The following is a 26,836-nucleotide window of genomic DNA, read 5'->3' on the forward strand; positions in this document are numbered from 1 at the left end:
CTTGACTGGAGCGATTAGAGAACGGAGGCCTGGGGAACCTGGGGCGACGAGATCCTCTCTCGCGGCGACGTGATGTACCGCCCCATCCGCGAACGCTTCGAGGCCGGAGCGGACGTCTCAGGCGGCGCATATGTGGCTGCGTGGCGCCGACTCGAGGCCGCGCGAAAGACGTGGGCCGCGCGGATGGCGGAATTCGACGCCGTGATCTGCCCGACGGTGCCGAACCTGCCGCCACAGGTCGACCGGCTCATGGAGGACGGCGACTATTACGTGACCGAGAACCTCCTGACGCTGCGCAACACGCGGGTCGGCAACCTCATGGGTCTCGCCGCGATCACGCTGCCCGCCGGTCAGCCGAGCTGCGGGATCTGCCTGATGGGGACGGCGATGGGCGAGGCGCGTCTCCTGCGGATTGCGGCCGCCGCCGAACGGGCGCTCGCCTGACGTAAAAACACCCGCCCCCGCGAGGGGCGGGCGCAGCGCAGAGGTCGGAACCCCTTACTGGTACTTCTTGATCTCGCCCGCGCGCAGGCGCTTGACGTAGATGTCGAGCTCGCCGCGCACGATCGGCATCAACAGGTAGAGCGCGATCACGTTCACCACCGCCATCGAGAACAGCATCGCGTCGGAGAAGTCGATCACCGGCCCGAGGCTCGCCGCGGAGCCGATGATGATGAAGAGGCAGAAGATCGTCTTGAACGTCAGCTCCTGCACCTTGCCCTCACCGAAGAGGTAAGTGACTGCCTTCATCCCGTAGTAGCTCCACGACAGCATCGTCGAGAAGGCGAAGAGGACGACCGAGATGGCGAGCAGCGGCGGGAACCACGAGAAGGCCTGCGCATAGGCCGCCGAGGTCAGTTCGACGCCCTGCACACCGCCTTCGGTCATGATCCGCCCCGCCTCGGCGTTCCAGACGTAGAGCCCGGTTTCCGGATCCTGCTGCAGCACTCCGGTGATGACGATGACCAGCGCCGTCATGGTGCAGATCACCACCGTGTCGATGAAAGGCTCGAGCAGCGCGACGTAGCCTTCGGTGACCGGCGTCTTGGTGCGCACTGCGGAATGCGCGATGGCCGCCGAGCCGATCCCCGCCTCGTTCGAGAACGCGGCGCGGCGGAAGCCCTGGATCAGCGCGCCGGTGAAGCCGCCGGCGACGCCGAGGCCGGTGAAGGCACCCTCGAAGATCTGCCCGAAGGCCCAGAGGATCTCGTCGTAGTTCCTCAGCAGGATGACGATCGACACGAGAACGTAGAAGATGCCCATGAACGGCACGACCTTCTCGGTCACGCGGGCGATGGACTTGAGGCCCCCCGCGATCACCGCAAAGGTTATCACGGCGAGAACCACGCCTGTGATCCAGCCCGGATAGCCGCCGAGCACGCCCGAAAGCTGCGCGTGCGCCTGATTGGCCTGGAACATGTTCCCGCCGCCGAGTGCGCCGAGGATGGTGAAGATGCAGAAGATGACGGCGAAGACCCGTCCGCCCGGCAGGCCCCGGTCCTTGAAGCCCTTTACCATGTAGTACATCGGGCCGCCCGAGACGGTGCCGTCGGGATATTCGTTGCGGTATTTCACGCCGAGCGTGCATTCGGTGAACTTGGTCGCCATGCCGAAGAGGCCTGCGATAATCATCCAGAAGGTCGCGCCGGGCCCGCCGATGCCGACCGCGACCGCGACTCCCGCGATGTTGCCAAGTCCGACAGTACCGGAGAGCGCTGTCGCCAGCGCCTGGAAGTGGCTGACCTCGCCCGCGTCGTTCGGATCGGAATAATCGCCTTTCACGAGCTTGATCGAATGGACGAAGCCCTTGAACTGGATGAAACCGAAATAGAGCGTGAAGATCAGCGCCGCGACGACGAGCCAGAGCGCGATCCACGAGAAGTTCGTACCCGGCAGGTCCGCAAAGATGATGGCGACATACCACGAGGTGTAATCGGCGAAGATCTGGTTGATGGTCTCATCGAGACCGCCGCCGCCCTCCTGGGCAAGGGCTGGTGTCGCGAGAAGGGCAAGCGCGGCGAGCGCGCCGAGGACACGTGTCAGCATGGGAAGCTCCTTTGGGCCGCGCATCAGGGAACGATGGTGCAGGGGAGGGGGGCGACCTGGATCAGGTTCGCTGCGGTCGAGCCGAACATGCGGGCGGCCAGCCGGCCCTGCCCGTCGCGGCCGACGACGATCTGCGTCGCGCCGTTGTCCTTGGCGATGCTCAGAAGGACTTCGGCCGAATGGCCGTAACGCATGACCGTCTCGATCTCGATGCCGCTATCGGCAAGCTTTTCCCGCACGGGTGTGATGACATGTGCCTCGGCGCGCTCGAGCTCCCGGCGACGACGCACGTGGCGTTCCTCGAGCTCTTCCGGGGTCAGGAAGGAATAGGGCGACCATTCCAGGACGTGAGCAATCACGATGGAGGCGTTTTGCGCTTTGGCCACCGCGACGGCGAAATCCAGCGCGCGTTTGGCCGCCGCCGAACCGTCATATCCTACAACGAGTTTTTCCGGCATGGACCTCCCTTTCCTCTTCTGTGGGACGATCCATGGAGCGTAACGGAAAAGTTAACCTTTACGATGGGTAAATTTGACGGTGTGGGGGTTAAGGGCGGTCAGATCGGGATGCGTGGTCAGTGCGAGGGCAATACGGGTGTTGACCCGGGCAGAAACGGTACGCGCCCACGATCCGTCAGAAGCGAAACATCGCGGCCGGTCAGGACCGCCGCACAGAGCGGCGCGCCAAGGCCCGCGCCACCGTCGAGATTGACGCGATTGCCGGCGTGATACGGCCCTTCGGCTGCGGTATGGCCGTGCACGACGAGGCGTCCATGGTCGCTGTCATCGTCGAGGAACCCTTCGCGGATGGTCACGAGCTCCCACCCGTCCTGAGCGTCCAGCGGAATGCTGGGCCGGATACCCGCATGGACGAAGATGTGCGCGGCGGTTTCATGGATGCGGGGCAGGGCGTTGAGCCAGGCTTGATGGCGGGCCGGAATCGTTTCTCTCGCGTCGGCCCGGATCTCCGCCACGGGGCGATTGCTGGTATCGATGCCATAGGAAGACAGCGTCTCCGCCCCGCCGGTGTTCGCGCCGAGCCAGCCGGATGCGCCATCGTCGCTCATCCCATGGGGGTCGAGAAATTCGGTCAGCGAGATGTCGTGATTGCCGGCGAGCGCGATCCAGGGCCGCCCTTCCTCCTGCCCCGCAATCAGCCGCTCGAGTACGCGGGAGCTGTCGGGGCCGCGGTCGACGTAATCCCCAAGGAAAACGACGGGCGCGTCCGAGTCCCGGTCTGCCTCCACGAGCGATAATACGCGCTCGAGTTCGTCGCTCTGGCCGTGGATGTCTCCGACGGCGAATATGGGTCCCATGTCGCCTCCGTGCACGATGTCCGGTTCGGAAACGAGCGCTGGCGTGGGAGAATCCTCCCTGCGCCGGCGCGTGCAATCACGCGGCGGAGAGCCCCACGTCGAGGGCGGTGAGGATGGCATCCACCTCGGCTTCGGTGATGGTCAGGGGCGGCGACATCAGGATGTTGTGCATGCCGAGCCGAACCATCGCGCCCGCATCCCAAGTGGCCTGATGGATCCGCTTCATGGTCGCCCCATCCATCGGAGCCTTCGTTCCGCGATCCGACACCAGTTCGACGCCCGTCATCAACCCGTGTCCGCCACGCACGTCGCCGACGATGTCGTGCTTGTCCTTGAGCCGCAGGCAGCCCTCGTGAAGCTGAGTGCCGCGGGCGGCGGCGTTCGCCGCGAGATCGAGGCGCGTTGTCTCGGCGAGGGTCGCGACCACCGCCGCGGCCCCGACCGGATGCGCGGAATAGGTGTAGCCCGAATAGATCGCGCCATCTGCATCCGCGGTCTCGAAGACCTCGGCCACCTTGCCGTTCACCAGCGTCGCGCCGACGGGGAAATAGCCCGAGGTGATGCCCTTCGCGCAGGTCATCATGTCGGGCTGGACGCCCCAATGCCGCGCCCCCGACCAGTCGCCAGTCCGTCCGAAGCCGGTGATGACCTCGTCCGAGATGAGCAGGATGCCGTGCCGGTCGCAGACTTCGCGCATCTTCGGCATGAAGGATGCGTCGGGCACGATGACACCGCCTGCGCCCTGGATCGGCTCGACGATCAATGCGGCGATCGTGTCCGCTCCCTGGAACGCGATCTCGTCCTCGGCCATCGCGGCGATGCGATCGGCTAGCGTCGCGGGGTCGGTCTCGTTGAAGGGATTGCGGTAGGTGTAGGGGGCGGGCAGGTGGAAGCAGCCGGGCAGCAGGGGCTCGTAGGCGTGCCGGAAGCGCGGGTTGCCGTTGACGCTAGCGCCGCCGAAATGGGTGCCGTGATAGCCCTTCTTGAGCGAAAGGAACTTGGTGCGCGTCGGCTCTCCCCTCAGGCGGTGATACTGGCGGGCGAGGCGCAAGGCGACGTCGACGCTGTCGGATCCGCCAGACGTGAAGAAGACGCGCTCCATCGCGTCCTCGGCGAAGAACTCGCGCACGGCGTGGCTTGCCTCGATGGCAGCCGGATTCGAGGTGCCGGTGAAGGCGGAATAGTAGGGCAACTGCTGCAGCTGATCCGAGATCGCCTGTTTCACGACCTCGTTCGAATAGCCGAGATTGACGCACCAGAGCCCACCGACGGCGTCGATCGCCGTCTGGCCGTCGATATCGGTGATCGATACGCCGGAGGCGGAGGAAATGACCCGCGGCGGCGTCTCCTGGGCGTCACCCGGATGTCCCATCGGGTGCCAGAGATGCCGTGCGTTGTTCTCCTTGAGAAAGTTGTCGTCCTTCATTTCCGCTCCGCGACCTGAATTTGATCAGATCACATATGCCTTTTCGCGCCGCTCAGGAAGAGCGGTGAAATCAGCCGTGATCGTCTATCCTGCAGGCAGCAGAACGGCCTCGACGCGGCGGTTCTGCAAGCGCCCTTCGTCGGTGAGGTTCGAGGCTGCGGGGGCGAGGTATCCCGCGCCCTCGGCCGCGATTCTCGAAGCGGCGACGCCCCGGTCGCGAAGATAGTCCGCGGCCGCCTGAGCTCGCTGGCGCGAGACCGCCCGGTTGGCATCGAGCGATCCGGTGGCGTCGGTATGGCCGACGAGAAGGATGCTGCGATCCGGCGCTTGAGAGAGGTAAGTCGCGATCCTGTCGAGAGAGGCCACGGACCCTTCTCCGAGGCTCGCGGCGCCGCTTTCGAACCGCAGATCGGAGAGCACCACGTGGCCCCGCGTCTCGAGTGTCGAGATCAGGTCGTCCGCTCTGCCGGATGTGGAGGCGACGGGGGCGGCGGGGGCATCGGTCTCGGGTTGCCCCACCGGCGAGACCCGGATCGCCTGAATGTATCCCGCCGATCCGTCGCGGCTCGCGAGGATACCGAGGCCCGCCGCCCCGTCTGGCCCGCGCGCGGCGAGGAAGCGGTAATTCGTGAGGTCCACGTACATTTCCGGCGCTGGAATGACTTCGGTCGCAAAGCGGAAATCGAAGCCCCCGCAGCCCTCGGTCTCGCAGTCGAGCACCACCTCCCAGCCTGCCTCGGCCAGGGCCGCACGCATCGGGGCGATGAGTTGCTGCGGGGTCAGATCGCGGCGCGGAACCTTCCAGGCCGTGCGCGTGACGGTTCCATCGATCCGCTCCGCCGGCAGGCCGTCTTCGGCCCAGGGTCCGGTCGGCAGTCGATAGGCCGAGCCCTCCTCGGTCTCGGAGCGGGTGATCTCGGCGCCTGCCGGAACACGCAGCTCCTGCGCCGCCGCGGCCGAGGCCCAAAGCGCAAGAAAGATCGCGGCGCTAGCGGGCCTGCGCATGGTAGTCGTCATTGGGGACCATCGCGGTCGCAGAGGCGACCCGGTTCGTCATGTTGAAGAGGCCCGCAACATTGGCGATGTCCCAGATGTCGCGGTCGGAGAAGCCCGCGGCGCGGAGCGCCTCGCGGTCCGCCTCCACGATTTCCGCCGAGGCGCGGGTCATCTTCTCGGCGAAGTCCAGCATGGCGTGCCGGCGCGGATCGAGCTCCGCCGTCCGCCAGTTCATCACCAGCTTCTCCCCGAGAACCGGATCCCCGGAAAGCTGCCGCACGGCCGCTCCATGCGCGACGAGGCAGTAGAAGCACCGGTTCCAGCTCGAGACGACGACGGCGATCATCTCGCGGTCGAGCTTCGACAGTCCCGACTCGGCCAGCAGAAGCTCGTTGTAGAGACCTGTGAAGGCGTTCAGCTTTTCGACCGAGAAGGCATGCGCGCGCAGCACGTTCGGCACCATCCCGAGCTTCTCGGTGCAGATATCGAAATAGCGTTGCGTTTCCGGAGGCAGCGGATCGACCGCAGGCAAGTCGAGGGCGGTGGGTCTGTCCGCAATCATTGAGCGCTCCATCGCATGCGTGTGCGGTAGTGATAGCTGGCCGATGGCGCGAACCCAAGGCTTGCATAAAGCGCGGAGGCGGGGCGGTTCTCGTCGATGGCGAGCGTCATGAGCCGGCTTGCACCCTGCCTGGCGGCCCATTGCGCGGCATAGGTCACCATCCAGCGCGCCATGCCCTTGCGACGTTGTCCGGGCGCAATCTCGAGCGCGTGCAGCACCCCGATATCCTCGTGGACGGCACAGAAGGCGGTGCCGCCCGGCTTGTCGTCGGTCCGCCCGAGAAGCGCCGTCTTGGGTCCGCTGGCGCGCGACATCACGGCCCGCCGGGCGGGACCGATGCCGGCGGCGTCCCACATCTCGCGCTGGATCGCCAGCGGCTCCCAGAGGTCGAAGACGGTGACGCGGGGAATCGCAACATCCAAGAACGCGGCGGTATCGACGGTCCAGATCGTGACCGGATCGACGATGCTGTATCCGCGCGCCGCCAAGGCCCGGTCGAGGTCGTGCTGTCCTTCGCGGATCTGAAAGAGCGGGCTCTGGCCGAGCGTCGACATGCCGTCCTCGGCCGCGCCGATGGCTTCGGCGCTCCAATCCTGCAGGGCGGTCGCGGCCGACACCCTGCTGCCGCCGCCCAGTCCCTCGCGCAGCGCGAAGCCGGCCGTCTCGATCCTCCGGGCCGGAGGCCAGGTGGCTTCGGCGGCGGCGTACAGCGCCTCTGCGCCGTCACTCATCCGAACATCTCGTCGAGCCGCGCCATCGCAGCATCGAGCCGGTCCTCGTCGGTGCCCCGCACCACCACGTTCGCGCCGTAGATGCGCCCCTCGCTGAACGGATAGGAGCCGATGGAGAGATCGGTGAATTCGCCCGCCATAACCCGCAGCGGTCCCGCGATGTCGCCCTCGGCCTGCTCAACCCGTTTCGAGCGGCTGAGCAGCGGCTGGCCGCCATTGAGCGTCGGCAGCACCTCGCGCAGCATCGCCTGGAATACGCTCGGGACGCCGGCCATGACATGCACGTTGCCGATCGAGAAGCCCGGAGCCGCGGAGACCTCGTTCTCGATCAGCGTGGCGCCGTCGGGGATGCGGGCCATGCGCAGCCGCGCCTCGTTCAGCTCGCGCCCGGTCTTGCTGTAATGGGCTTCCATCAGCGCACGGGCATCCTCACGCACGTCGATCCCGACCCCGAACGCCTCGGCAATGCAATCGGCGGTGATGTCGTCATGCGTCGGCCCGATGCCGCCGGATGTGACCACCACGTCGTAGGCATCGCGCAGCGCGTTGACCGCGGCGACGATGGCGGCGGGATCGTCGCTGACGACGCGCGCCTCCTTGAGGTCTATGCCCGCGGCGGTGAATTCCTGCGCCAGATGCGCCATGTTGGCGTCCCGGGTTCGGCCCGACAGTATCTCGTCCCCGATCACGAGCATTGCGGCGGTCGGGTTCGGCATGTCGGTCTCCTCCGGGAACGTTCGGGACGGCTTGGGTCCGCATCGGACACGAGGTATAGGCCCCGCCCATGCGCTTTCAAACCCCTCTCATCTCCGGCGTCCTCATCCAAAGGTACAAACGCTTCCTCGCCGATATCCGGCTCGGTGACGGGCGGGTGGTGACCGCGCATTGCGCCAATCCCGGCTCCATGCTCGGGCTTGCCGAGCCGGGGACGAAAGTGTGGGTCGAGCCGAACGACGATCCGAAGAAGAAGCTCGATTTCGCCTGGAAGCTGGTCGAGCACGAGAGCGGCGCGTTTACCGGCGTCGACACGGCGCTGCCGAACCGTCTCCTCAAAGCGGCGTTCCTGGCCGGAGAGGTTCCGGGCTTCGAGCGCTACGACACGGTTCTGCCCGAGCGGACATACGGCGCGGGCAGCCGGGTCGACTTCCTGCTTCAGGGCGCCGGACTGCCCGATGCCTATGTCGAAGTGAAATCCGTGACGCTCTGCCGCATGCCGGGTTACGCGGAGTTTCCCGACAGCGTGACCGCCCGGGGCGCGCGGCATCTCTCGGAGCTGGCGGGCATGGCGCGGACCGGGCACCGCGCCGTAATGCTCTATCTCGTGCAGAGGACCGACGCCGCGCGGGTCGGGCTCGCCGCCGACATCGACCCTGCTTACGCCTCCGGATTCGCTGTCGCGCGGTCGGAGGGTGTCGAGGTTCTGGCGCTGGGTACGAATATTTCGCCCGAAGGCGTGACTATTTCCGAATCCTTGCCGTTCACGATGGTCTGACGCTGTCAAGCTGCACCGCAGCGAAGGACTCGCATTCGGCGGATCAAGGTATTAAAACAATGTCAGGACAGAAAGGCCTGTGACTTGAACGAAGAAACCCGTGGCCGTCTCACGCGTGACGGCATCCGCATCTACGATCCCTCCGATTACGCCGGCATGCACAAGGCCGGCGCCCTCGCCGCGCAGCTGCTGGACGAGGCGGCCGATCATGTCTTCGTGGGCCAGTCCACAGGCGCGATCGACGCTTATATCGAAAAGCGGATCGCCGAAGAGGGCGCGACCTCGGCCACGATCGGCTACAAGGGCTATCAGCACGCCACCTGCATCAGCGTGAACCACGTTGTCTGCCACGGCATTCCGGGCACGAAGACGCTCAAGGATGGCGACATCCTCAACATCGACATCACGGTGATCGTCGATGGCTGGTACGGCGACACCTCTCGGATGTACGTCGCGGGCAAGCTGCCGCGGAAGGCGGAGCGGCTGATCGAGGTCACACACGATTCCCTGATGGTCGGCATCGAGGCGGTGAAGCCCGGCAACACGTTCGGCGACATCGGGTACGCCATCCAGGCCTATGTCGAGGGGCAACGGATGTCCGTGGTGCGCGACTTCTGTGGGCACGGGCTCGGCCGGGTCTTCCATGCGCCGCCGAACGTGCTGCATTACGGCCGCGCCGGAACCGGGCCAGTCCTCGAGGAAGGCATGTTCTTCACCATCGAGCCGATGGTGAACCTCGGCCGCCCCGAGACCAAGGTGCTCGGCGACGACTGGACCGCGGTGACCCGCGACAAGTCGCTTTCGGCGCAGTTCGAGCATTCGGTCGGCGTCACCTCGGACGGGGTGGACATCTTCACGCGGTCGCCCGCGGGCAAGTTCCACCCGACCTGGGGCTGACGCGCCGGCAGGGGCTAGGCTTCGAGAAGTGTCACGTGGGTGTCGCCGTAGCGGCGCGTCTCGAGCAGGGTGAAGCCATCGGGCGCCGTCTGCGGTGCGCTTTCTTCCCAGACGACGAGCGCACCCGGAGCGATCCAGCCACCGGCACTTGCCGCGGCGAGGGCCTTCGACCCGAGGCTCTTGCCGTAAGGCGGATCGAGAAAGATCAGCGTCGCCGGCGCCTCGGCGCCGGGGAGCTTCAGAGCGTCGCGGCCGATCAGAGCGGTTTCGGCGGCAACGTCCAATGTCGTCACGTTGTTGCGGATCAGGCCCTGCGCCTTGCGGCCGCTTTCGACGAAGGTAACGTGCGACGCGCCCCGTGACAGCGCCTCGAGGCCGAGCGCGCCGGTTCCCGCAAAGAGGTCGAGTACACGCGCGCCGTCGAACGGATCGCCGAACCGGCCGCCCCCGAGCATGTTGAAAAGCGCCTCGCGCACGCGGTCCGTCGTCGGGCGCAGATGCGCGCCGGGATCGCCCTTGCCGACGCTCGCCAGCGTCCGCCCCCGGAACCGGCCCGCAACGACCCTCATGCCAGCAGCGACTTTAGGTCGGTATGGCTGTCCGCCACGGCCGCGGGCGAAGGCGACCTACCCGCCTCGATCAGGCGCTTGCCGACCATGTAGGCGCGGCTGTCGTTCATCGCGTCGACGGCCAGGAGATCATTGCCCCGGAAATACCAGTAGGACATTGCGTCGCCGTCGCCCGCCCGCGTGACCACGCGGTCGTAGCCGGTGTTCAGCCCGGCGATCTGGAGCTTCACGTCGTACTGGTCGGACCAGAACCAGGGCTTCGGGCGGTAGGGGGTCTCGGCTCCGAGCATGTTGTCGGCGACCGCCTCGGCCTGGTCGATGGCGTTGCCGACGCTTTCGAGGCGCGCGCGGGCCCCCTCGTGCGGAAAAGACGCGCAATCGCCCGCGGCCCAGATCGAGGCGTCCGAGCTGCGCCCGTAGGCATCCGTCGCGATCCCGTTGTCGATCTCGAGCCCCGCGGCCTCGGCGAGGCGCGTATCGGGCGCGATGCCGACACCGACGATGACGAAATCAACATCGAGCTCGGTGCCGTCGGCGAGGATCGCGCCTTCGACCTCCTTGTCGCCGGTAAGGCGCGTGAGGCCCGTGCCTTCGAGGAGCGTCACCCCGTGGCTCCTGTGCAGGTCGCGGAAATAGGCCGAGGTCTCGGGCGCCGCGACGCGGCTCAGGATGCGCTCGGCCTGCTCCACCACAGTGACGTCGAGACCGAGTTTCGCGGCGACGGCAGCGGCCTCGAGTCCGATATAGCCGCCGCCGACGATGAGCACCTTCGCTCCCGCGCCGAAGCGCTGGGCCATCGCGTCGACATCACCGAGCGTGCGCACTGTCACGACTCCGCCCAGATCCCCGCCGATCGCGGCAGGCAGGTGACGCGGCCTGGACCCGGTGGTCAGCGCCAGCGCGTCGTAGGGCAGGGGGGCGCCGTTCACGGTCACCGTCTTCGCCTCGCGATCGATTGCGGTGGCCTCTCCGGAGAGAACGAGGTCGATGTCCTGCTCGGCGTAGAAGCTCTCCGGGCGGAGGTACAGCCGCTCGAGCGCCATCTCGCCCAGGAGGTACGCCTTCGACAGGGGCGGGCGCTGGTAGGGTGGTACCGGCTCCTCGCCGACGAGCGTGATCCGCCCCTCGAAGCCCTTCCTGCGCAGGCGCGCGACAAGCGAGGCGCCGGCTTGTCCCGCCCCGACGACGACGATCCGTTCCATGCGCGCTCTCCGTCATTGCCATCCGGGGCCGGACCCTACATCCCTCATTCGGGGAATGACAATTGCACATGGAGGGACATGGCATGCCGATCAACGAAGGTGACACGCTACCGGGCGCGACATTCATTACGATGGGGGCAGAGGGCCCCGAGCAGGTCGATCTCGCGGAAAAACTCGACGGCCGCCGCGTCGTCCTCTTCGGGGTGCCGGGGGCCTTTACGGGCACCTGCACCACGGCTCACGTGCCGAGCTTCATCCGCACCAAGGATCAGCTGGTCGAGAAGGGCGTCGACGAGATCATCTGCGTCTCGGTCAACGATCCTTTCGTGATGAAGGCCTGGGGCGAGCAGACCGGCGCGAGCGAGGCTGGCATCACCATGCTCGCCGATGCCGAAGCGGCATTCACGCAGGCCATCGGCATGGATTTCACTGCACCTCCGGCCGGCCTCATCAACCGCTCGAAGCGCTTTGCCATGGTCGTCGAAAGCGGCGTCGTGAAGACGCTGCATGTCGAGGAAAACCCGGGCCTCTGCGACGTCTCGGGTGGAGAGGCTATCCTCGAGACCCTCTGACCGAGAGCGCGCTAAGGCCGAATGTGGCGGGCCATCTCCCGGGCCCGCCCACACGCGTCTGTCAGAGCGCGTCCATCTTTCGCGCAAGCTTTGCATCGCGCGACGACAGCCCGCCGACATCGTGGCTCGTCAGGGTGACGACCACGCTGTTGTAGGTGTTCGACCACTCGGGGTGGTGGTCCCACTTCTCGGCCCAGATCGCGGCCTTGGTCATCCAGCCGAAAGCCTCCGAGAAGTCGTCGAACTTGAAGGTCTTGGTGATCGCGTCGCGCCCGTCGGCCATTTCCCAGCCGCTCTCGAAAAGCGGCGCCAGCATGGTCTCTCTTGCGGTGTCGCTCAGTTTCTCGCTCATTCCTGCTCCTCGATATTCGCTTTCCGGAAGGGGCCGTAGGAGGTGAGGATCTCGATATCCTGGTCCACGGCCCGCCTCTCGGCCTCGAGGTAGCGCTCGATCGCTTCGGCGAAACCCGGATCGCGCACCCAATGGAGCGAATGGCATTCGGCCGGCAGATACCCGCGTGCGAGCTTGTGCTCGCCCTGCGCGCCGGCCTCGACGCGGGAGAGACCGTGCTTGATGGCAAAGTCGATGGCCCGGTAATAGCACGCTTCGAAATGCAGGCAGGAATGATGCTCGGCGCAGCCCCAGTAGCGGCCGTAGAGCGAGTTCCGTCCGATGAAGTTCAGCGCGCCAGCTATGTAGCGCCCGTCCCGGTGCGCCATGACGAGCGCGATGTCGTCCCGCAGCACCTCCTGCGCGATGTCGAAGAAGCGGCGGGTCAGATACGGCGATCCCCATTTGCGGGCGCCGGTGTCCTGGTAGAACCGCCAGAACGCGTCCCAGTGCTCGGGGCGCAGATCGTCGCCGGTCAGCGTCTCGATCTCGCCGCCGAACTCGTTGGCGATGCGGCGCTCCTTCCGGATGGTCTTGCGCTTGCGCGACGAGAGGTCCGCCAGGAACGCCTCGAAATCCGCATAACCCCGGTTCAGCCAGTGGAACTGCTGCGTGATCCGGTGCATCAGGCCAATCTCGGTGCCGGCCGCAGCTTCTTCGGGCGTGCAGAAGGTGGCATGGACCGAAGAGACGTCGTTGTTCGATGCTAGCTGGATCGCACCCTGGACCAGTGCCGACATCCCGGTCTTTTCGTGGCCGGGTTTGGCAAGAAATCGGCGGCCGGTCGCCGGAGTGAAGGGCACGGCAATCTGAAGCTTGGGATAATAGTCGCCGCCCGCCCGCTCGTAGGCATGGGCCCAGGAATGGTCGAAGATGTACTCGCCCTGACTGTGGCTCTTGGCATAGAGCGGCGCGCAGGCGACGACCTCACCGTTCAGTTCGGCTGTGAGGTAGTGCGGATCCCAGCCGGTGCGGGGCCCGACGGAATGGCTGTCCTCGAGCGCCTTGAGGAACCGGTAGGTGGTGAAGGGATCGTTCGGCCGGCCCCCATCCGCTGCTTCCGGGCAGGCGCAGGCATCCCACACCTCCTCGCCGATCTCGGCCAGGGTGTGATGGGCGGTCACCGTGATCGTGGCGTTCGGGGTCTCGCAGGTCATGACGCCCTCCCTTCCGGCGCTTGATCTGTGATGCGCCGCGGGCCGTTCAAGCGGCGTAACCCTCGAATGTCACATTGGCGGCGAAGCGCCGCGCCTCGGCTTCTTCCGCCTTAGACCGGATGGTCCAGCAGAGGACGTCGATCCCCTCATCCACAAGCTCCGCGACCCGTTTGCTGCCGAGGTCGCGGCGGTCGTGAGATATGAAGCTTGCGCCCGTCCTGCCCATATCGGGAATGGCGGCGAGCGCGGAGCGGGTTCGCTCGTCCAGGATCGGCCAGTCCTCCGCGGAGAAGGCGCATGTGGTCAGCCCGCGCGGCACGTCCGGAAGAAGTTCCGCCACGGCTGCCACGCTGTTCGGGTTGAAGGACATGACTGCGAGCGGGCCCTTGTAGCCGTCCATCGCGGTCGCGGCGGCCTGTTCGAGAAGGCCCACCATCGGCCCGAGCTGGCCGTCCTGATCCTTGATCTCGACGAGGAGGGGAACCTGGCCGTCCACGACCTCCAGCACCTCGGCGAGCGTCGGAATGCCTTCGCTGCCGCCCCGCAGCGTAAGCGCGGAGAGGTTCGCGGCGTCGCGCATGCGGATCGCGCCTGCGCCGTCGGTAAGCCGGTCGAGGTGATAGTCGTGAAAGACCATTGCCGCGCCGTCGGCCGAGAGCTGGAGGTCGATCTCGATACCGTAGCCTGCCTCGATTGCCGCCCGAATTGCCGCGCGGCTGTTCTCGGGCCGCCCGGCCCCCGCGTCGTGGTAGGCGCGGTGAGCGATCGGGCGGGAGAGGAAGGCGCCGGGAAGCTTCGGTCCCGTCATTCCTCGAGCTCGAAGATGCCCTCGATCTCTACGGCGACGCCCATCGGCAGCGAGGCTGCGGACACGGCGGACCGCGCATGGGGACCGGCGGCGCCGAGTACCTCGCCCAGAAGGTCGGACGCGCCGTTGATGACCTTGGGCTGATCGGTGAAATCCGGCGTCGAGTTCACGAAACCGGTCAGCTTGAGGCAGCGCGTGAGCCGTGAAAGATCGCCGTCGCAGGCGGCCTTGACCTGCGCGAGCAGCGAGAGCGCGCAGAGCTTGGCGGCTTCGGCCCCTTCCTCGGCGGACATCGTGTCGCCGAGCTTGCCGGTAACTAGCCCGTCGGGACGCTGGCTGATCTGGCCCGAGACATAGAGCGTGCGGCCCGAGCGGGTGTAAGGGACGTAATTCGCCGCCGGCGCGGGGGCGTCCGGCAAGGTGAGGCCAAGTTCGGTCAGCTTCGTCTCGATCGCGTGTGTCATGTCTGTCTCCGTCTGATGTCGCTTGGGGCGACGGTAGGTCGGAGGCAAATTCGCTTCGAGCCATTTTCGCGGATTCTTCGAAAAGAATTCGGATGCCGGCGGGGGAATGCATCGCCGGGACCGCTTTCGGGCCCGGCGTGACCCGATCAGCTCTCGCGGAAGGCCTTCGCGAAATAGTCGGTGAAGGGTTTCACCAAATAGGCGAGCGGGGTGCGGTCGTCGGTGCGGATGAATGCCTCCACGGGCATGCCGGGGATGAGCGCCGAACCTTCGGGGAGCCGGTCGAGCTCGCCTTCCGACAGCACAATCTCTGCGCGGTAGAAGCTTGTGCCCTGCTCCTCGTTCGAGAAGGCGTCCGCCGAGATCTGCGTGACCTCGCCGAAGAGCTCGGGCGTCTGCCGCTGGTCGAGCGCAGAGAAGCGCAGCGTCACCTCCTGCCCGACGCTCACCTTGTCGATGTGGATCGGCGGCACCTGCACCGTCGTTACGAGCGGGCGGTCCTGTGGCACGATGTAGAGCACCGGATCGGCGGCGCGGATCACCGAGCGGGGCGTGAACACGGTCAGGCCGTAGACGATACCGCCGACCGGGGCCTTGATGTCGAGGCGCGAGAGCTGCTCGCGGAGCTGCCGCCGCTCCTCGGCGAGCTCACGCTCGCGGTATTGAAGGTCGCGCAGCTCGGTGATCGCTTCCTCGCGCCGCTGGGTCTGCAGCTTCAGCCGCTCGATCTCGAACTCGGTGATGCGGCCCTCGGATTGCGCCTTGGACGCCGTCAGCTCGCCCACGCGGCCCGACAGGTTCGCCTCCTCGCGCTGGAGCGACAGCACGCGACTTGCCTGTGCGAGGCCGCGGTCGAGCAGGGATTGCTGGTCCGCCAGCTCGCTCTCGATGAGTTCGAGCTGGCGGCCGAGCGCCGTCTGCTGAGCGTCGATGCCGACGATCTGGTCCGAGATCTGCTGTGACCGCTTGGCAAGCTGCTCGACCTCTCGGCCGATGCTCTCGTTACGGGCGTCGAAGAGGTTGCGCTGGCCCTCCACCGCATCGGCGATTTCCTCGTCCGTCTCCGCGATCTCGAGCACCTCGCGCGGAAACTCGATGACGTCCTTCTCGTCCCGCTCGGCCTGCAGGCGCGCGCGGCGCGCCATGAGTTCGAAATACTGGTCCTCGACGATGGTGAGTTCGGACAGGAGCAGCGTCGGATCGAGTCGGATCAGCGTGTCGCCCACCTCGACCGTGTCGCCCTCGTCCACCAGGATCTCGTCGACCACCCCGCCGTCTGGGTGCTGCACGACCTGGCGGTTCTGGTCGACCTCGATCTGGCCACTGGCGATGATCGCCCCCGAAATGTTTGTGGTCGCGGCCCAGGTCCCGAACCCCCCGACCAGGATCAGCAGGCCGAAGATGCCAAGCAACATCGGGAAACGCAGGGAAAACTTCCCGCCCTCATCGCTCATCGCACACCTCCGGGCAACGCGGCCGTCTTCCTGATCTGATCGTGGTTCTTCACGCGACTCTGCAGCACCTCGTCCTTCGGACCGAACGCGCTTCGGCTGCCGTTCTCAAGCATGAGGAGCATGTCGCATTCTGCGATCGCCGCGGGGCGGTGCGCCATGATGAGGACCGCCTTGCCCTCTTCCTTCATGCGCCGGATCGCCTTGTTCACCGCCATGCTGCCCTCGTTGTCGAGGTTCGAGTTGGGTTCGTCGAGGACCAGAATGACAGGGTCCCCGTACATGGCGCGGGCAAGCCCGATGCGCTGCATCTGACCGCCCGAGAGCCGGCCGCCAGCCCCCGAAACGCGGGTGTTGTAGCCCTCCGGCAGCTTCAGGATCATCTCGTGGGCGTCGGCCTTCTTGGCGGCCTCGACGATTTTTTGGTCATCGGGGGCCTGGCTGAGGCGCGATATGTTCTCGGCGATGGTGCCGTCGAAGAGCGAGACCCGCTGCGGCAGGTAGCCGATATGTTCGCCGATCACGTCCGGGCCGTATTGCTCGAGCGTCGCGCCGTCGAGGCGGATCTTGCCGCCGGCCGGACGCCAGACCCCGGTCAGCGCCCGGGCGAGCGTGGACTTGCCGGCCCCCGAGGGCCCGATCACGCCGAGCGCCTGACCGGGCTCGAGGTTGAACGAGACGATCCGCAGCGCCGCCTGCTGCTCGCCCGGGGGGACGACCGTGAGCTGCTGCACGTCGAGCTTGGCGCGGGGTCGGGGCAGGGCTGTCCTGGGCTCCTCGGGACGCACTTCGGAAAGGAGCTGCGAGAGGTTGGTCCAGCCCTTCCGTGCCCGTTCCACCAGCGTCCACTGACCGATGGCAAGCTCGATCGGAGCCAGTGCCCGGCCCATGAGGATGGACCCTGCGATCATCGCGCCTGGCGTCAGTTCTCCCTGCAGGACGAGATAGGCGCCGAGGCCCAGCATCGCCGATTGCAGCAGCAGGCGCAGCGTCCGCGTCAGCGTCGTAAAGGAGCCGGCGAGGTCGGCAGAACCGATCTGGCCCGACAGCGACTTCGCCCGCGCCTCGTGCCACCGCAGGAAGGCCGCGCGGCGCATCCCGAGCGCCTGCACCATCTCGGATTCTTGCCGGAGCTGGTCCGAGATCTGCTCGGCCTGGAAGGTCGCGACGTTCGATTTCTGCGTCGGATTGCGCGTCACCCACTGGTTCACGATGGTGATGACGATGAGGATCGCCCCCCCCGACATGGCCAGGATGCCGAGCCAGGGGTGGAAAATGCTGATCCCGATGAGGAAGACCGGCGTCCATGGAATGTCGAAGATGGCCATCAGTACGGGCGACGCCATCAGGCGCTGGACGGATTCGAGGTCCTTCAGACCGGTCGCGGCCAATTGGTCGGGCTGGACAGCCGAGCGCCGGACCACCGCGTCGAAGACACGGGTGTCGAGCCTGTTCTGGAAGCGGGCGGCCACACGCCCCATGACCCGGCCGCGCACGTAGTCCAGAAGCCCCATCATGCCGTAGAGGAACACCACGAGAACCGAGAGGGCGATCAGCGTCGCTACCGACCGCGACCCGAGCACCCGGTCGTAGACCTGAAGCATGTAGAGCGGCCCGGTGAGCATCAGCATGTTCACGAAGAAGCTGAAGATCGCGACGAACCAGTAGTACGGACGGCTCTCGCGCCGCGCCGCGCGCAGCTCCTCCAGTCCTTTTTCGTTATTCTGCCGCGCCATCGTTCTGAATTCCTGGAGCCTGCCTCGGGTGGGATACCCGGCATTCCTTAATGCATACGTGCGAGTCGCAACAAATGCTTTGATGGCCGGCGATCGTCATCGCGCTCCGCGGAAAAAGTCGCGCAGCGCGAGGCGTTTCCGAGCTGCCCGGCCCGAAGCCGTGGCGCGCGGCCGGCATATTCCCGCTTCCGGCCGCGCCTGCAGTTCCGAATCAGGTGGGTCAGTTTCCGAAGATATCCCGCAGCACGCGACCTACAAAATCGCCCACCGCATCGGTCTGCTGCTGTGGCTGCCGCTGGGGCTGCGGTTGCTGCTGGGGTTGCGGAGCGGGCTGCTGCTCGACCGTGCGCTGGGGCGGCGTGGGCTGCATCATCGGGAGGGGACGGGCGGGCATGCCGTCGTGTATGCGCGTCATGGCTTCGCGCCAGATATCGGCGGGTAGACCGCCGCCCGTGACGCCGGTCAGCGGGGTGTTGTCGTCGTAACCCATCCAGACGCCGGCAACATAATCGGCGGTGAAGCCGACGAACCACGCATCACGCTGTTCGTTCGACGTGCCGGTCTTGCCCGCGGCCTGGCGGTCAGGGAGCCGCGCCGAACGGCCGGTTCCTTCGGCGACGACCTTCTCGAGCATGAAGACGAGCTGCTTGGCCGCCTCTTCCCGGATGACCCTCTCGCCCATGCCGCCGCGACGGCCCACGAGGGGTTTGTCATCACCTTTGATCGTCAGGGATTCGATGCCGTAAGGCTGCACCGACGACCCGCCGTTGAGGATCCCGGCATAGGCGCCGGTCATCTCGAGCAGGGTGGCCTCGGAGACCCCGAGCGCCACGGAGGGCGTGTCGACCACGTCGGAATCGATGCCGAAATCGGTGGCCACCTTCGCGACGAGATCCCGCCCCGCGCTTTCGGAGACCTTCACGGCGGGAATGTTCAGCGACCGTTTCAGCGCATCGGTCAGCGTCACCGTACCGCTGTAGTTGCGGGTGTAGTTCTGCGGGCACCATTGGCCCGAGCCGGGGATGTTCATGCAGAACGGCTCGTCGACGACAGTGTCGTAGGGAGAGCGGCCCAGCTCCAGCGCCGTCGCATAGACGAACGGTTTGAAGGCCGAACCGGTCTGCCGCACCGCTTGCGTCGCACGGTTGAAGACGCCCGAAACGCCGGTCTTGCGACCGCCGACCATGCCCCGGACAGCGCCGTCGGCCGACATCACCACGATGGCCGCCTGCGCCTCGGAACCCTCGCGCACCTTGTTCTCGAAGACCGTGTTCATCGCGTCTTCGACGGCGCTCTGGATGCGGGGATCGAGCGTGGTGCGGATGTCGACGTCCTGACGCGATTCGACGTTCACGAAGGGCGGGAGCGTGTCCATGATCCAGTCGGCGAAATACCCGCCGCGGCGTTCCTCGGCCTCGTCGGAGAGGCTCGCGGGATTGTTCCGGGCCTCTTCGGCCTCAGCAGCGGTCAGATAATCCTCGTCTTCCATGAGCCCAATCACGACGTTGGCCCGGGCGCGGCTGCGCTCGATGCTGTTGGTGGGCGCAAGAGACGTCGGAGCGGTCAGCAAGCCGGCGATCATCGCGGCCTCGGCCGGACGGAGCGCCGAGGCGGGCTTCGAGAAATACCGCTGGGACGCCGCCTCGGCTCCGTAGGCGCCGCCACCCATGTAGGCGCGGTTGAGATAGATCGAAAGGATGTCGTCCTTGGAGTACTTGGCCTCCATGGCCATCGCGTAGATGGCTTCCTTTGCCTTGCGTGCGATCGACGTCTCGCGGCAATCGGCGACGTAGGCGGCTTCGCTTTCCCATTCGCTCGCATCGTATTCGCGCCCGAGGCAGAGAAGCTTTGCCGTCTGCTGGGTGATGGTCGAGCCACCGTGGCCCTGCAGCGGCCCGCGCCCCTCGCGCAGGTTGATGCGGATGGCGCTGGCCACGCCGCGGGGGCTGACGCCGGGATGCCAGTAGAAGCGGCGATCCTCGGTGGCGATGATGGCGTTCTTGAGATGCGGGCTCACCTGTTCGGCGCGCACGGCCCCTCCGAACTGGTCGCCGCGCCAGGCGAAGACCCGTCCCTCGCGGTCCAGCATGGTAACGGAGCCCTGGGCGCGGCCGTCGAGAAGGTCGTCGAGCGAGGGTAGGGTGGCGTAGGTGAGGCCGACGGCGACGGCGAGTACGATCGCGGCGACAAGCGCGACCCGGGACGTCACGATCCAGATCAGCCGCGCAAAGAAGCCGACGATCCCGCGCGCGGCGCCGCTGATTCCGCCGCGGCCTCCGCCACCGCCGCGCCGCGCGCCACGCCGTGATGAGCTGCGGGCGCTCCGGCCCGATTGCGCACGTTTTCCACCGCTCGTACGCGGCTTGGCGCCCGTCCCCGTGCCCTTGCTCGAAGAAGAGTTCGGATAGCGGCGTTCGGCTACCAGCCGGCCGCGCCCGCGTCCCGTCTTGCTCATATCGTCCTGCCCGACCGATTTTTCGTGCTGCCAAGATAGAGGTTCGTCGCGGGGATGTGCACCACCGCCAGCGGGATTTCGCCTTTTTAATTGTGCCCGCAATTTAATCACAAACGCAGGTTTGTGCAAAAAATGTGCAAAAGCATTGTAGCAAATGGCGCGAAAACGGGCGTCTTGCCTTCACGCAAGGGCATCCGGCGGCCTTTCTGCCAAGGCGAAGTCGCAGGCCGGACCTGCGCGACCGGGAAGAAATGAAAGGGACCTCAGGGTGAAACTCATCATAGCGACGATCAAGCCGTTCAAGCTGGAGGAGGTCCGCGAGGCGCTGACCGCCATCGGCGTGCGCGGCATGATGGTGACCGAGATCAAGGGCTTCGGATCCCAGTCCGGCCACACCGAGATCTACCGGGGGGCGGAATACGCCGTGAACTTCGTGCCGAAGATCAAGCTCGAGATCGTGGTGGCCGAGAGCATGGCCGACCAGGTCGTCGAGACAATCACGAAAACCGCCCAGACCGGCAAGATCGGCGACGGCAAGATCTTCGTCCTGGACGTCGCGCAGGCGGTGCGGGTCCGGACCGGCGAAACCAACGCGGACGCGCTCTGACCTGACCCCGCGAGGGCAGGGGATAGCCAACCGACCAGTGACCACAGGGATTTGAACGACATGAAACTGAAGCATCTTCTGGCGCCGACCGCGGCGCTGATCCTGGCCCCAGCGCTGGGATTCGCACAGGAGGCCACCGAAGCGGCGGAGGCCGCCCCGGGGTTCGACGAAATCGGCCCCTACATCATGACGACGCTGCTGTTCCTCATCGGCGGCTTCCTGGTGATGTGGATGGCGGCTGGGTTCGCGATGCTCGAGGCGGGTCTCGTGCGCTCCAAGAACGTCACGATGCAGCTGACCAAGAACATCGCCCTCTTCTCGATCGCGGGCATCATGTACTGGTTCGTGGGCTTCAACCTCATGTATCCCGGTGATGCCTGGGTCGTGCCCGGCTATGTGGGCATCCTCTTCTCCCCGACCGCGCTCGAGCCCGTGGGTCTCGCCGCAGCGGACGCGTCGCTCGACTATGCCTCGGTCGGATCGGACTTTTTCTTCCAGCTGATGTTCTGCGCGACGACGGCGTCGATCGTCTCCGGCACGCTGGCAGAGCGCATCAAGCTCTGGCCCTTCCTGATCTTCGTCGTCGTGCTCACCGGCTTCATCTACCCGATCGAGGCGTCCTGGCAGTGGGGCGGCGGCTGGCTCTCCGAGATGGGCTTCTCGGACTTCGCGGGCTCGACCCTCGTGCACGCGGCAGGCGGCTTCGCGGCACTCGCGGGCGCCCTGATCCTCGGGCCGCGCATCGGCAAGTACGGCAAGGACGGTCGCACCGTGCCGATCCCGGGCTCGAACCTCGCGCTCGCGACCCTCGGCACGTTCATCCTGTGGCTCGGCTGGTTCGGCTTCAACGGCGGCTCGCAGCTGGCAGCCGGCACCGTGGGCGACATCACCGACGTCTCCCGCATCTTCGCCAACACCAACATGGCCGCGGCCTCGGGGGCGATCGTCGCGCTGATCCTCACCCAGGTGATGTACAAGAAGCCCGACCTCACCATGACGCTGAACGGCGCGCTGGCGGGTCTCGTCTCGATCACCGCAGGGCCGCTCGATCCGACGCTCTTCGGCGCGCTCTGGATCGGGGCCGTGGGCGGCATCATCGTGGTCATCACCGTGCCGATGCTCGACAAGATGAAGATCGACGACGTGGTCGGCGCCATCCCGGTTCACCTGCTCGCCGGCATCTGGGGCACTCTGGCGGTGCCGTTCTACACCGAGGGCGCCTCGTTCGGTGTGCAGCTGATCGGTATCGTCGCCATCGGTCTCTTCGTCTTCGTCGTGTCGGCCGTGGTGTGGTTCATCCTGAAGGCCGTCATGGGCATCCGCGTCAGCGAGGAAGACGAGATCAACGGTCTCGACATGTCCGAGCTGGGCATGGAAGCCTATCCCGAGTTCGCCAAGGGCTGACCTCCTCCTTCCAGTCAGGCCTTGTCACTGGCCCGGGCGTGCATCGCCCGGGCTTTTTGCGGTCGGGACTATGGCGCCTCGGGCGCCCGGAAGGGGTCAGCCGGCGCGGAGAAGCGCGCTGTTGTCCACGAGATACCGCTCCGACAGGGGCAGGCTCGCGGCGCCGAGCGTGCGGGCATCCGCGCCGACAGTGCCTTCGACGATCGCAGGCGGCTCGAGGCCCTTGAGGTCGATCCGTTCGAGCGCGTCGCGCGTCGCCTGCACGAGCCTGGCGCGGAGCGACCTCGGCATCCAGCCGTCCACCATCACGATCGGAAAGTCGACGATCGAGGCCGCCGCCGTCGCGGCGTAGGCGATGCCCTCGGACGCGCCGTCGATCCAGCGCGCGACGGCATCGTCCGGAAGGCTCCAGCCCTCGGCACTCTCCCAGATGCGGTCGGCATTGGCGCCCGACGCGATCACCTCGGCTTCGAGCCCGGAGAGCGACGCGACGTCGATGAGCTGTTGCACGCCCCGCGATGTCGGCACCGGCATGGAACCGAGCGCGCCGGCATTGCCGGTCGCGCCGGCAAAGACGTTGCCGTTCAGGACCACGCCGCCCCCGATGAAAGTGCCGATGTAGAAGTAAAGGAAGTCGCGGGCGGGAGCCCCGCCGAAGACGAGTTCGGCCCCGCAGGCGGAGGTGGCGTCGTTCTGCAGGAAGACCGGCATGTCGAGGTGGTCGCCGAGTTCGGCGCCGATGTCGCGCCGGCGCCAGCCCTCCATCTCCTCGGCGTCCATCCCGAGGCTGCGGGCCCAATCCCAGAGGAGGAAGGGCATCGCGATCCCGAGGCCCGCGATGCGGTCGCCGGCGTCGTCCGGCAACAGGTCGCGCAGCGCGGCGACCCCCTCGGTCACGAAAGAGACGGTGCTGTCCGGGGTCGGGTAGCGATGGGCCGCGCGCCTGCGCCCCATAACCTCGCCGGTGAAATTCAGCAGGATGAGCTCAACGGTCCGTCGGCCGATCTTCAGACCGAAAAAGTAGGCTCCGCCGGGCACGAGGCGCATCGGAACGGACGGTTGGCCCACCTTTCCGCGAACCTTCTCGCCCTTCATAAGGAGGCCCTCCGCTTCCAGCTCGCGCATGATTACCGACACGGTCTGCGCGGAAAGGCCCGTAGACCGAGCGATTTCGGCTTTCGACAGAGCGCCGTGTCGCCGCACGAGGCTCAGGACGAGCCGCTCGTTATGCGCGCGCATGCCCGACTGGTTCGAGCCGCGGGCGCCGAACGGGGCCGGCTCGTCGGGCCTGGGGACGGGACTCTGGGCGGGTGGCATGGCGGCTCCGGTCGCTGTCGGGATACCGGAGTGTCGAGCCAAATCGCCACGTCCGTCAATACTAAATAAGAGTGATTTATTTATTGACAGCTCGCCCCGATTCCGGGTTTTATCGAGTTGTCGGCGCGGCAGGTGGAGGTCGCGCTGCCCGGGTCCGCAGGCATCATGACATGATTCCCCGGCCCGGTGTGAGAATTTCCAGGGAGGAGACCCCGACATGACCATGATCCGCAAGGCAAGCCTGCTCGGCGCGGCCGCGCTCGCCACGACGCTGGCGGCCCCCGCATTCGCGCAGGATGGCACGTCCGCCTGCATCATCACCAAGACCGACACCAACCCGTTCTTCGTGAAGATGCGCGAAGGCGCCAGCGCGAAGGCAGAGGAACTGGGCATCGAACTCAATTCCTATGCAGGCCAGGTCGACGGCGACCACGAGAGCCAGGTTCAGGCGGTCGAGACCTGCATCGCCAATGGCGCGTCCGGCATCCTGATCACCGCGTCCGACACCTCGGCCATCGTCGGTCCGCTCCGGCAGGCGCGTGACGCGGGACTTCTCGTCATCGCGCTCGACACACCGCTGAACCCGGTCGACGCCGCCGACGCGACCTTTGCCACCGACAACTTCCAGGCCGGCGTCCTGATCGGCGAATGGGCCGCGGTAACGCTTGGCGAGGAGGCCGCGAATGCCAAGATCGCCATGCTCGACCTCGCCATCAGCCAGCCGACCGTGGGCGTGCTGCGTGACCAAGGCTTCCTCACCGGCTTCGGCATCGACGTGAAGGACGAAAAGCGCTGGGGAGACGAAGAGGACGAGCGCATCATCTGCAACGAGGTGACCGCCGGCAACGAGGAAGGCGGCCGCACCGCGATGGAGAACTGCCTTGCGCAGGATCCGGGCATCAATCTCGTCTACACGATCAACGAGCCCGCTGCCGCCGGTGCCTACGAGGCGCTGAGCGCGATGGGCAATCCCGAGGACGTGACGATCGTGTCGGTCGATGGCGGATGCCCGGGCGTGCAGAACGTGGCGGACGGCGTGATCGGCGCGACCTCTCAGCAATATCCGCTGCGCATGGCGGCGCTCGGTATCGAGGCGATCGCCCAATACGCCAAGGACGGCACCCTGCCCGAGAACACCCCGGGCAAGGACTTCTACGACACCGGCGTCGCGCTGGTGACCGATCAGCCGGTCGACGGCGTCGACAGCATTTCGGTCGAGGAAGGCCTCGAGCTCTGCTGGGGCTGACGCCCCGAGCGGGGGCGCAGCAGCGCCCCCGCAACCCCGCCCCGCTGGCCCCGCATCTGTGCTAGGATGAGCGGCAGGGCGGACCGAACCGCCGACAAAGCTATACCGGGCGCATCGCTCGGAGGGAGGAACCCATGTCAGACTCAACTGGCAGGGGGCAGGACTACGAGTCCTCGCTCTCTGGCGCGAGCACATCGCTTGCCGAATTCGAGGCGCACGAGAAGGGGCTCTTCGGCAGGTTCCACAACGCCCTGCATGCCACCCCCGCGCTGGTTCCGCTGATCGTCCTCATGGCAGCGATCCTCATCTTCGGGGTGACACTCGGCGAGCGCTTCTTCTCGCCGGGCACGCTGACGCTGATCCTGCAGCAGGTGCAGATCGTTGGCGTCCTTGCCGCTGCGCAGACGCTGATCATCCTCACCGCCGGGATCGATCTCTCGGTCGGCGCCATGGCCGTCTTCTGCTCGGTGATCATGGGCCAGTTCACCTTCCGCTACGGGATACCGGCTCCGGTCGGGATCGCCTGCGGCCTCGCCATCGGCACCGGAATCGGGGCGGTGTCGGGTTGGCTCGTCAGCCGGGTCAAGCTGCCGCCCTTCATCGTCACGCTCGGCATGTGGCAGATCGTGCTCGCCGCGAACTACCTCTATTCCAAGAACGAGACGATCCGCTCGCAGGACATCCGGGAGAGCGCGCCGCTCCTCGGGTTCATGGGAATGAGGTTCGAGGTCGGAGGCGCCGTCATCACGCTCGGCGTCGTGACGATGATCCTCATCGTGGTGGTGCTGGCCTACGTCCTCCGCTCGACCGCCTGGGGCCGCCATGTCTATGCCGTGGGCGACGACGCGGAGGCGGCCGAGCTCGCTGGCGTCAACCGCCACGGCACGATCATGTCGGTCTATATGACCGCCGGCTTCATCTGCGGGCTTGCCGGATGGGTCATGATCGGCCGCTTCGGCTCCGTTTCGCCCTCGGCCTCGACCGGGGTCGTCGGCAACATCCAGTCTATCACGGCGGTGGTGATCGGGGGCATCTCGCTCTTTGGCGGGCGGGGGTCGATATGGGGCGCGTTCTTCGGAGCGCTCATCGTCGGAACGTTCGAGCTGGGTCTCAGGATGGCCGGGGCGAACGCGCAATGGACCTACCTGCTCATCGGCGCGCTCATCATCGGCGCCGTGGCCGTGGACCAGTGGATCAGAAAGGTGACGTCATGACCGAACCGATGCTCAAGGGCCGCGGCCTGACCAAGCGCTATGGCAAGGTGACCGCACTCGACCGCTGCGATTTCGACCTCTATCCCGGTGAGATCCTCGCCGTGATCGGCGACAACGGAGCGGGCAAATCGACGCTGATCAAGGCGCTGTCCGGCGCCGTGATCCCGGATGAAGGGGAGATCCTGCTCGACGGCAAACCCGTGACCTTCGCCTCCCCCATCGAGGCCCGCGGATACGGGATCGAGACGGTGTACCAGACCCTCGCCATGTCTCCGGCGCTGTCGATCGTGGACAACATGTTCATGGGTCGCGAGATCCGGAAGAAAGGCATGATGGGATCGTTGTTGCGTCAGCTCGACAAGGCGGAGATGGAGAGGGTCGCGCGGGAGAAGCTGAACGATCTCGGCCTGACGACGGTCCAGAACATCAATCAGGCGGTGGAAACGCTTTCCGGCGGTCAGCGTCAGGGCGTGGCGGTGGCCCGTGCCGCCGCATTCGGGTCCAAGGTGATCATCCTCGACGAGCCGACGGCGGCGCTCGGGGTCAAGGAAAGCCGCAAGGTACTCGAGCTCATCCAGGACGTGAGGGCGCGGGGTATCCCGATCGTGCTCATTAGCCACAACATGCCGCATGTCTTCGAACTGGCCGACCGGATCCACGTCCACCGCCTCGGCAAGAGGCTCTGCGTGATTGATCCCAAGGCGCATACGATGAACGACGCGGTGGCCTACATGACCGGCGCCAAGGAGCCCGAAGAGGTGCGCGCGGCCTGAGACGG

27 protein-coding genes are annotated in these 26,836 nt (G+C 66.4%); 9 read left to right on the forward strand and 18 right to left on the reverse strand.

The genetic code is table 11. The features are described 5' to 3' along the window. Positions 1-72: 72 nt before the first annotated feature. Positions 73-444, forward strand: a complete 372-nt coding sequence (locus tag OCH239_RS14335) for an amidase family protein (protein ID WP_037264117.1) — start codon at positions 73-75, stop codon at positions 442-444. A 54-nt stretch (positions 445-498) separates the two neighbouring features. Here OCH239_RS14335 and OCH239_RS14340 read toward each other — a convergent pair whose 3' ends face one another. The 8 genes from OCH239_RS14340 to OCH239_RS14375 form a co-directional block, all read right to left on the reverse strand. Next, positions 499-2,046, reverse strand: coding sequence for an alanine/glycine:cation symporter family protein (locus OCH239_RS14340; protein WP_037264120.1), 1,548 nt, complete (start codon positions 2,044-2,046; stop codon positions 499-501). Between the two features lie 23 nt (positions 2,047-2,069). Then, positions 2,070-2,504 (reverse strand): universal stress protein, encoded by a 435-nt coding sequence (locus OCH239_RS14345; RefSeq protein WP_037264123.1) that lies wholly within the window; start codon positions 2,502-2,504, stop codon positions 2,070-2,072. Positions 2,505-2,620: 116 nt separating this feature from the next. After that, a complete protein-coding gene (locus OCH239_RS14350; protein ID WP_244430361.1) occupies positions 2,621-3,376 on the reverse strand; it encodes a metallophosphoesterase family protein in 756 nt (251 codons plus the stop codon). Positions 3,377-3,437: 61 nt separating this feature from the next. Continuing rightward, positions 3,438-4,787, reverse strand: coding sequence for an aminotransferase class III-fold pyridoxal phosphate-dependent enzyme (locus OCH239_RS14355; protein ID WP_037264129.1), 1,350 nt, complete (start codon positions 4,785-4,787; stop codon positions 3,438-3,440). A gap of 84 nt (positions 4,788-4,871) precedes the next feature. Further along, positions 4,872-5,792, reverse strand: a complete 921-nt coding sequence (locus OCH239_RS14360) for an OmpA family protein (protein WP_244430362.1) — start codon at positions 5,790-5,792, stop codon at positions 4,872-4,874. After that, the gene (locus tag OCH239_RS14365; RefSeq protein ID WP_037264132.1) at positions 5,776-6,345 is read right to left on the reverse strand and encodes a peroxidase-related enzyme; all 570 of its coding nucleotides are present in this window, start codon (positions 6,343-6,345) and stop codon (positions 5,776-5,778) included. The genes OCH239_RS14360 and OCH239_RS14365 overlap by 17 nt, the downstream gene beginning before the upstream one ends. Next, positions 6,342-7,076: a GNAT family N-acetyltransferase gene (locus OCH239_RS14370; RefSeq protein WP_037264135.1), complete on the reverse strand. Its 735-nt coding sequence runs from the start codon at positions 7,074-7,076 to the stop codon at positions 6,342-6,344. The genes OCH239_RS14365 and OCH239_RS14370 overlap by 4 nt, the downstream gene beginning before the upstream one ends. Next, the gene (locus tag OCH239_RS14375; protein ID WP_037264137.1) at positions 7,073-7,792 is read right to left on the reverse strand and encodes a competence/damage-inducible protein A; all 720 of its coding nucleotides are present in this window, start codon (positions 7,790-7,792) and stop codon (positions 7,073-7,075) included. The genes OCH239_RS14370 and OCH239_RS14375 overlap by 4 nt, the downstream gene beginning before the upstream one ends. Positions 7,793-7,860: 68 nt before the next feature. Here OCH239_RS14375 and sfsA point away from each other — a divergent pair, with 68 nt between their 5' ends. Continuing rightward, positions 7,861-8,568 carry a DNA/RNA nuclease SfsA gene (gene sfsA, locus OCH239_RS14380; RefSeq protein WP_037264140.1) on the forward strand — a complete coding sequence of 236 codons (708 nt, stop codon included), beginning with the start codon at positions 7,861-7,863 and terminating at the stop codon, positions 8,566-8,568. Positions 8,569-8,652: 84 nt separating this feature from the next. Beyond that, positions 8,653-9,465, forward strand: a complete 813-nt coding sequence (gene map, locus OCH239_RS14385) for a type I methionyl aminopeptidase (protein ID WP_037264143.1) — start codon at positions 8,653-8,655, stop codon at positions 9,463-9,465. Positions 9,466-9,479: 14 nt separating this feature from the next. Here the strand turns inward: map and rsmD are convergent, their stop codons facing one another. Both rsmD and OCH239_RS14395 read right to left on the reverse strand, forming a co-directional pair. After that, complete coding sequence (gene rsmD, locus OCH239_RS14390; protein ID WP_037264146.1) at positions 9,480-10,034, reverse strand: 16S rRNA (guanine(966)-N(2))-methyltransferase RsmD; 555 nt, start codon at positions 10,032-10,034, stop codon at positions 9,480-9,482. Beyond that, positions 10,031-11,236 carry an NAD(P)/FAD-dependent oxidoreductase gene (locus OCH239_RS14395; protein ID WP_037264149.1) on the reverse strand — a complete coding sequence of 402 codons (1,206 nt, stop codon included), beginning with the start codon at positions 11,234-11,236 and terminating at the stop codon, positions 10,031-10,033. The genes rsmD and OCH239_RS14395 overlap by 4 nt, the downstream gene beginning before the upstream one ends. Before the next feature lie 83 nt (positions 11,237-11,319). On the opposite strand from OCH239_RS14395, the gene OCH239_RS14400 reads away from it, so the two are divergent. Next, the gene (locus OCH239_RS14400) at positions 11,320-11,808 is read left to right on the forward strand and encodes a peroxiredoxin (protein ID WP_037264223.1); all 489 of its coding nucleotides are present in this window, start codon (positions 11,320-11,322) and stop codon (positions 11,806-11,808) included. A gap of 61 nt (positions 11,809-11,869) precedes the next feature. Here OCH239_RS14400 and OCH239_RS14405 read toward each other — a convergent pair whose 3' ends face one another. The 7 genes from OCH239_RS14405 to OCH239_RS14435 form a co-directional block, all read right to left on the reverse strand. Then, positions 11,870-12,160: a 4a-hydroxytetrahydrobiopterin dehydratase gene (locus tag OCH239_RS14405; protein ID WP_037264152.1), complete on the reverse strand. Its 291-nt coding sequence runs from the start codon at positions 12,158-12,160 to the stop codon at positions 11,870-11,872. Beyond that, positions 12,157-13,356 carry a GNAT family N-acetyltransferase gene (locus tag OCH239_RS14410; protein WP_037264154.1) on the reverse strand — a complete coding sequence of 400 codons (1,200 nt, stop codon included), beginning with the start codon at positions 13,354-13,356 and terminating at the stop codon, positions 12,157-12,159. Before OCH239_RS14410 ends, OCH239_RS14405 begins: the two co-directional genes overlap by 4 nt. A gap of 46 nt (positions 13,357-13,402) precedes the next feature. Next, entirely contained in the window at positions 13,403-14,164 is a 762-nt protein-coding gene (locus OCH239_RS14415) for a glycerophosphodiester phosphodiesterase family protein (protein WP_037264156.1), read from the reverse strand. Next, on the reverse strand, positions 14,161-14,628 hold the full coding sequence (locus tag OCH239_RS14420; protein ID WP_037264158.1) for a RidA family protein: 468 nt from the start codon (positions 14,626-14,628) through the stop codon (positions 14,161-14,163). The genes OCH239_RS14415 and OCH239_RS14420 overlap by 4 nt, the downstream gene beginning before the upstream one ends. Positions 14,629-14,774: 146 nt before the next feature. Beyond that, positions 14,775-16,082, reverse strand: coding sequence for an HlyD family type I secretion periplasmic adaptor subunit (locus OCH239_RS14425; RefSeq protein ID WP_037264159.1), 1,308 nt, complete (start codon positions 16,080-16,082; stop codon positions 14,775-14,777). Then, positions 16,079-17,815, reverse strand: coding sequence for a type I secretion system permease/ATPase (locus tag OCH239_RS14430; protein WP_037264161.1), 1,737 nt, complete (start codon positions 17,813-17,815; stop codon positions 16,079-16,081). The genes OCH239_RS14425 and OCH239_RS14430 overlap by 4 nt, the downstream gene beginning before the upstream one ends. Before the next feature lie 220 nt (positions 17,816-18,035). Further along, a complete protein-coding gene (locus OCH239_RS14435) occupies positions 18,036-20,270 on the reverse strand; it encodes a transglycosylase domain-containing protein (protein ID WP_037264163.1) in 2,235 nt (744 codons plus the stop codon). 268 nt (positions 20,271-20,538) lie between these two features. Between OCH239_RS14435 and OCH239_RS14440 the strand changes: the two genes are divergently transcribed. Together OCH239_RS14440 and OCH239_RS14445 are read left to right on the forward strand one after the other, a co-directional pair. Then, positions 20,539-20,877 (forward strand): P-II family nitrogen regulator, encoded by a 339-nt coding sequence (locus OCH239_RS14440; protein WP_037264165.1) that lies wholly within the window; start codon positions 20,539-20,541, stop codon positions 20,875-20,877. Between the two features lie 60 nt (positions 20,878-20,937). After that, complete coding sequence (locus tag OCH239_RS14445; RefSeq protein WP_037264224.1) at positions 20,938-22,281, forward strand: ammonium transporter; 1,344 nt, start codon at positions 20,938-20,940, stop codon at positions 22,279-22,281. Between the two features lie 96 nt (positions 22,282-22,377). On the opposite strand, the gene OCH239_RS14450 is transcribed toward OCH239_RS14445, so the two are convergent. Next, positions 22,378-23,598, reverse strand: coding sequence for an ROK family transcriptional regulator (locus tag OCH239_RS14450; RefSeq protein WP_037264168.1), 1,221 nt, complete (start codon positions 23,596-23,598; stop codon positions 22,378-22,380). Positions 23,599-23,821: 223 nt separating this feature from the next. Between OCH239_RS14450 and OCH239_RS14455 the strand changes: the two genes are divergently transcribed. From OCH239_RS14455 to OCH239_RS14465, 3 genes are all read left to right on the forward strand, one after another. Beyond that, the gene (locus OCH239_RS14455) at positions 23,822-24,844 is read left to right on the forward strand and encodes a sugar ABC transporter substrate-binding protein (RefSeq protein ID WP_037264225.1); all 1,023 of its coding nucleotides are present in this window, start codon (positions 23,822-23,824) and stop codon (positions 24,842-24,844) included. Between the two features lie 134 nt (positions 24,845-24,978). After that, positions 24,979-26,058 (forward strand): ABC transporter permease, encoded by a 1,080-nt coding sequence (locus tag OCH239_RS14460; RefSeq protein WP_037264170.1) that lies wholly within the window; start codon positions 24,979-24,981, stop codon positions 26,056-26,058. After that, a complete protein-coding gene (locus OCH239_RS14465; protein WP_037264172.1) occupies positions 26,055-26,831 on the forward strand; it encodes an ATP-binding cassette domain-containing protein in 777 nt (258 codons plus the stop codon). The genes OCH239_RS14460 and OCH239_RS14465 overlap by 4 nt, the downstream gene beginning before the upstream one ends. The last annotated feature ends 5 nt before the right edge of the window (positions 26,832-26,836 follow it).

The organism is Roseivivax halodurans JCM 10272 (assembly GCF_000521785.1).
Lineage (GTDB): Bacteria > Pseudomonadota > Alphaproteobacteria > Rhodobacterales > Rhodobacteraceae > Roseivivax > Roseivivax halodurans.

Bases quoted from the DNA above. Each gene is read 5' to 3' on its own strand.
- OCH239_RS14455 (WP_037264225.1), top strand. From the start codon at position 23,822: ATGATCCGCAAGGCAAGCCTGCTCGGCGCGGCCGCGCTCGCCACGACG.
- OCH239_RS14435 (WP_037264163.1), bottom strand. From the start codon at position 20,270: ATGAGCAAGACGGGACGCGGGCGCGGCCGGCTGGTAGCCGAACGCCGC.
- OCH239_RS14365 (WP_037264132.1), bottom strand. From the start codon at position 6,345: ATGATTGCGGACAGACCCACCGCCCTCGACTTGCCTGCGGTCGATCCG.
- OCH239_RS14395 (WP_037264149.1), bottom strand. From the start codon at position 11,236: ATGGAACGGATCGTCGTCGTCGGGGCGGGACAAGCCGGCGCCTCGCTT.
- OCH239_RS14345 (WP_037264123.1), bottom strand. From the start codon at position 2,504: ATGCCGGAAAAACTCGTTGTAGGATATGACGGTTCGGCGGCGGCCAAA.
- OCH239_RS14460 (WP_037264170.1), top strand. From the start codon at position 24,979: ATGTCAGACTCAACTGGCAGGGGGCAGGACTACGAGTCCTCGCTCTCT.
- OCH239_RS14420 (WP_037264158.1), bottom strand. From the start codon at position 14,628: ATGACACACGCGATCGAGACGAAGCTGACCGAACTTGGCCTCACCTTG.
- OCH239_RS14425 (WP_037264159.1), bottom strand. From the start codon at position 16,082: ATGAGCGATGAGGGCGGGAAGTTTTCCCTGCGTTTCCCGATGTTGCTT.
- rsmD (WP_037264146.1), bottom strand. From the start codon at position 10,034: ATGAGGGTCGTTGCGGGCCGGTTCCGGGGGCGGACGCTGGCGAGCGTC.
- OCH239_RS14360 (WP_244430362.1), bottom strand. From the start codon at position 5,792: ATGCGCAGGCCCGCTAGCGCCGCGATCTTTCTTGCGCTTTGGGCCTCG.
- OCH239_RS14415 (WP_037264156.1), bottom strand. From the start codon at position 14,164: ATGACGGGACCGAAGCTTCCCGGCGCCTTCCTCTCCCGCCCGATCGCT.
- OCH239_RS14465 (WP_037264172.1), top strand. From the start codon at position 26,055: ATGACCGAACCGATGCTCAAGGGCCGCGGCCTGACCAAGCGCTATGGC.
- OCH239_RS14405 (WP_037264152.1), bottom strand. From the start codon at position 12,160: ATGAGCGAGAAACTGAGCGACACCGCAAGAGAGACCATGCTGGCGCCG.
- OCH239_RS14340 (WP_037264120.1), bottom strand. From the start codon at position 2,046: ATGCTGACACGTGTCCTCGGCGCGCTCGCCGCGCTTGCCCTTCTCGCG.
- OCH239_RS14410 (WP_037264154.1), bottom strand. From the start codon at position 13,356: ATGACCTGCGAGACCCCGAACGCCACGATCACGGTGACCGCCCATCAC.
- sfsA (WP_037264140.1), top strand. From the start codon at position 7,861: ATGCGCTTTCAAACCCCTCTCATCTCCGGCGTCCTCATCCAAAGGTAC.
- OCH239_RS14335 (WP_037264117.1), top strand. From the start codon at position 73: ATGTACCGCCCCATCCGCGAACGCTTCGAGGCCGGAGCGGACGTCTCA.
- OCH239_RS14400 (WP_037264223.1), top strand. From the start codon at position 11,320: ATGCCGATCAACGAAGGTGACACGCTACCGGGCGCGACATTCATTACG.
- OCH239_RS14430 (WP_037264161.1), bottom strand. From the start codon at position 17,815: ATGGCGCGGCAGAATAACGAAAAAGGACTGGAGGAGCTGCGCGCGGCG.
- OCH239_RS14445 (WP_037264224.1), top strand. From the start codon at position 20,938: ATGAAACTGAAGCATCTTCTGGCGCCGACCGCGGCGCTGATCCTGGCC.
- OCH239_RS14370 (WP_037264135.1), bottom strand. From the start codon at position 7,076: ATGAGTGACGGCGCAGAGGCGCTGTACGCCGCCGCCGAAGCCACCTGG.
- OCH239_RS14375 (WP_037264137.1), bottom strand. From the start codon at position 7,792: ATGCCGAACCCGACCGCCGCAATGCTCGTGATCGGGGACGAGATACTG.
- OCH239_RS14450 (WP_037264168.1), bottom strand. From the start codon at position 23,598: ATGCCACCCGCCCAGAGTCCCGTCCCCAGGCCCGACGAGCCGGCCCCG.
- OCH239_RS14355 (WP_037264129.1), bottom strand. From the start codon at position 4,787: ATGAAGGACGACAACTTTCTCAAGGAGAACAACGCACGGCATCTCTGG.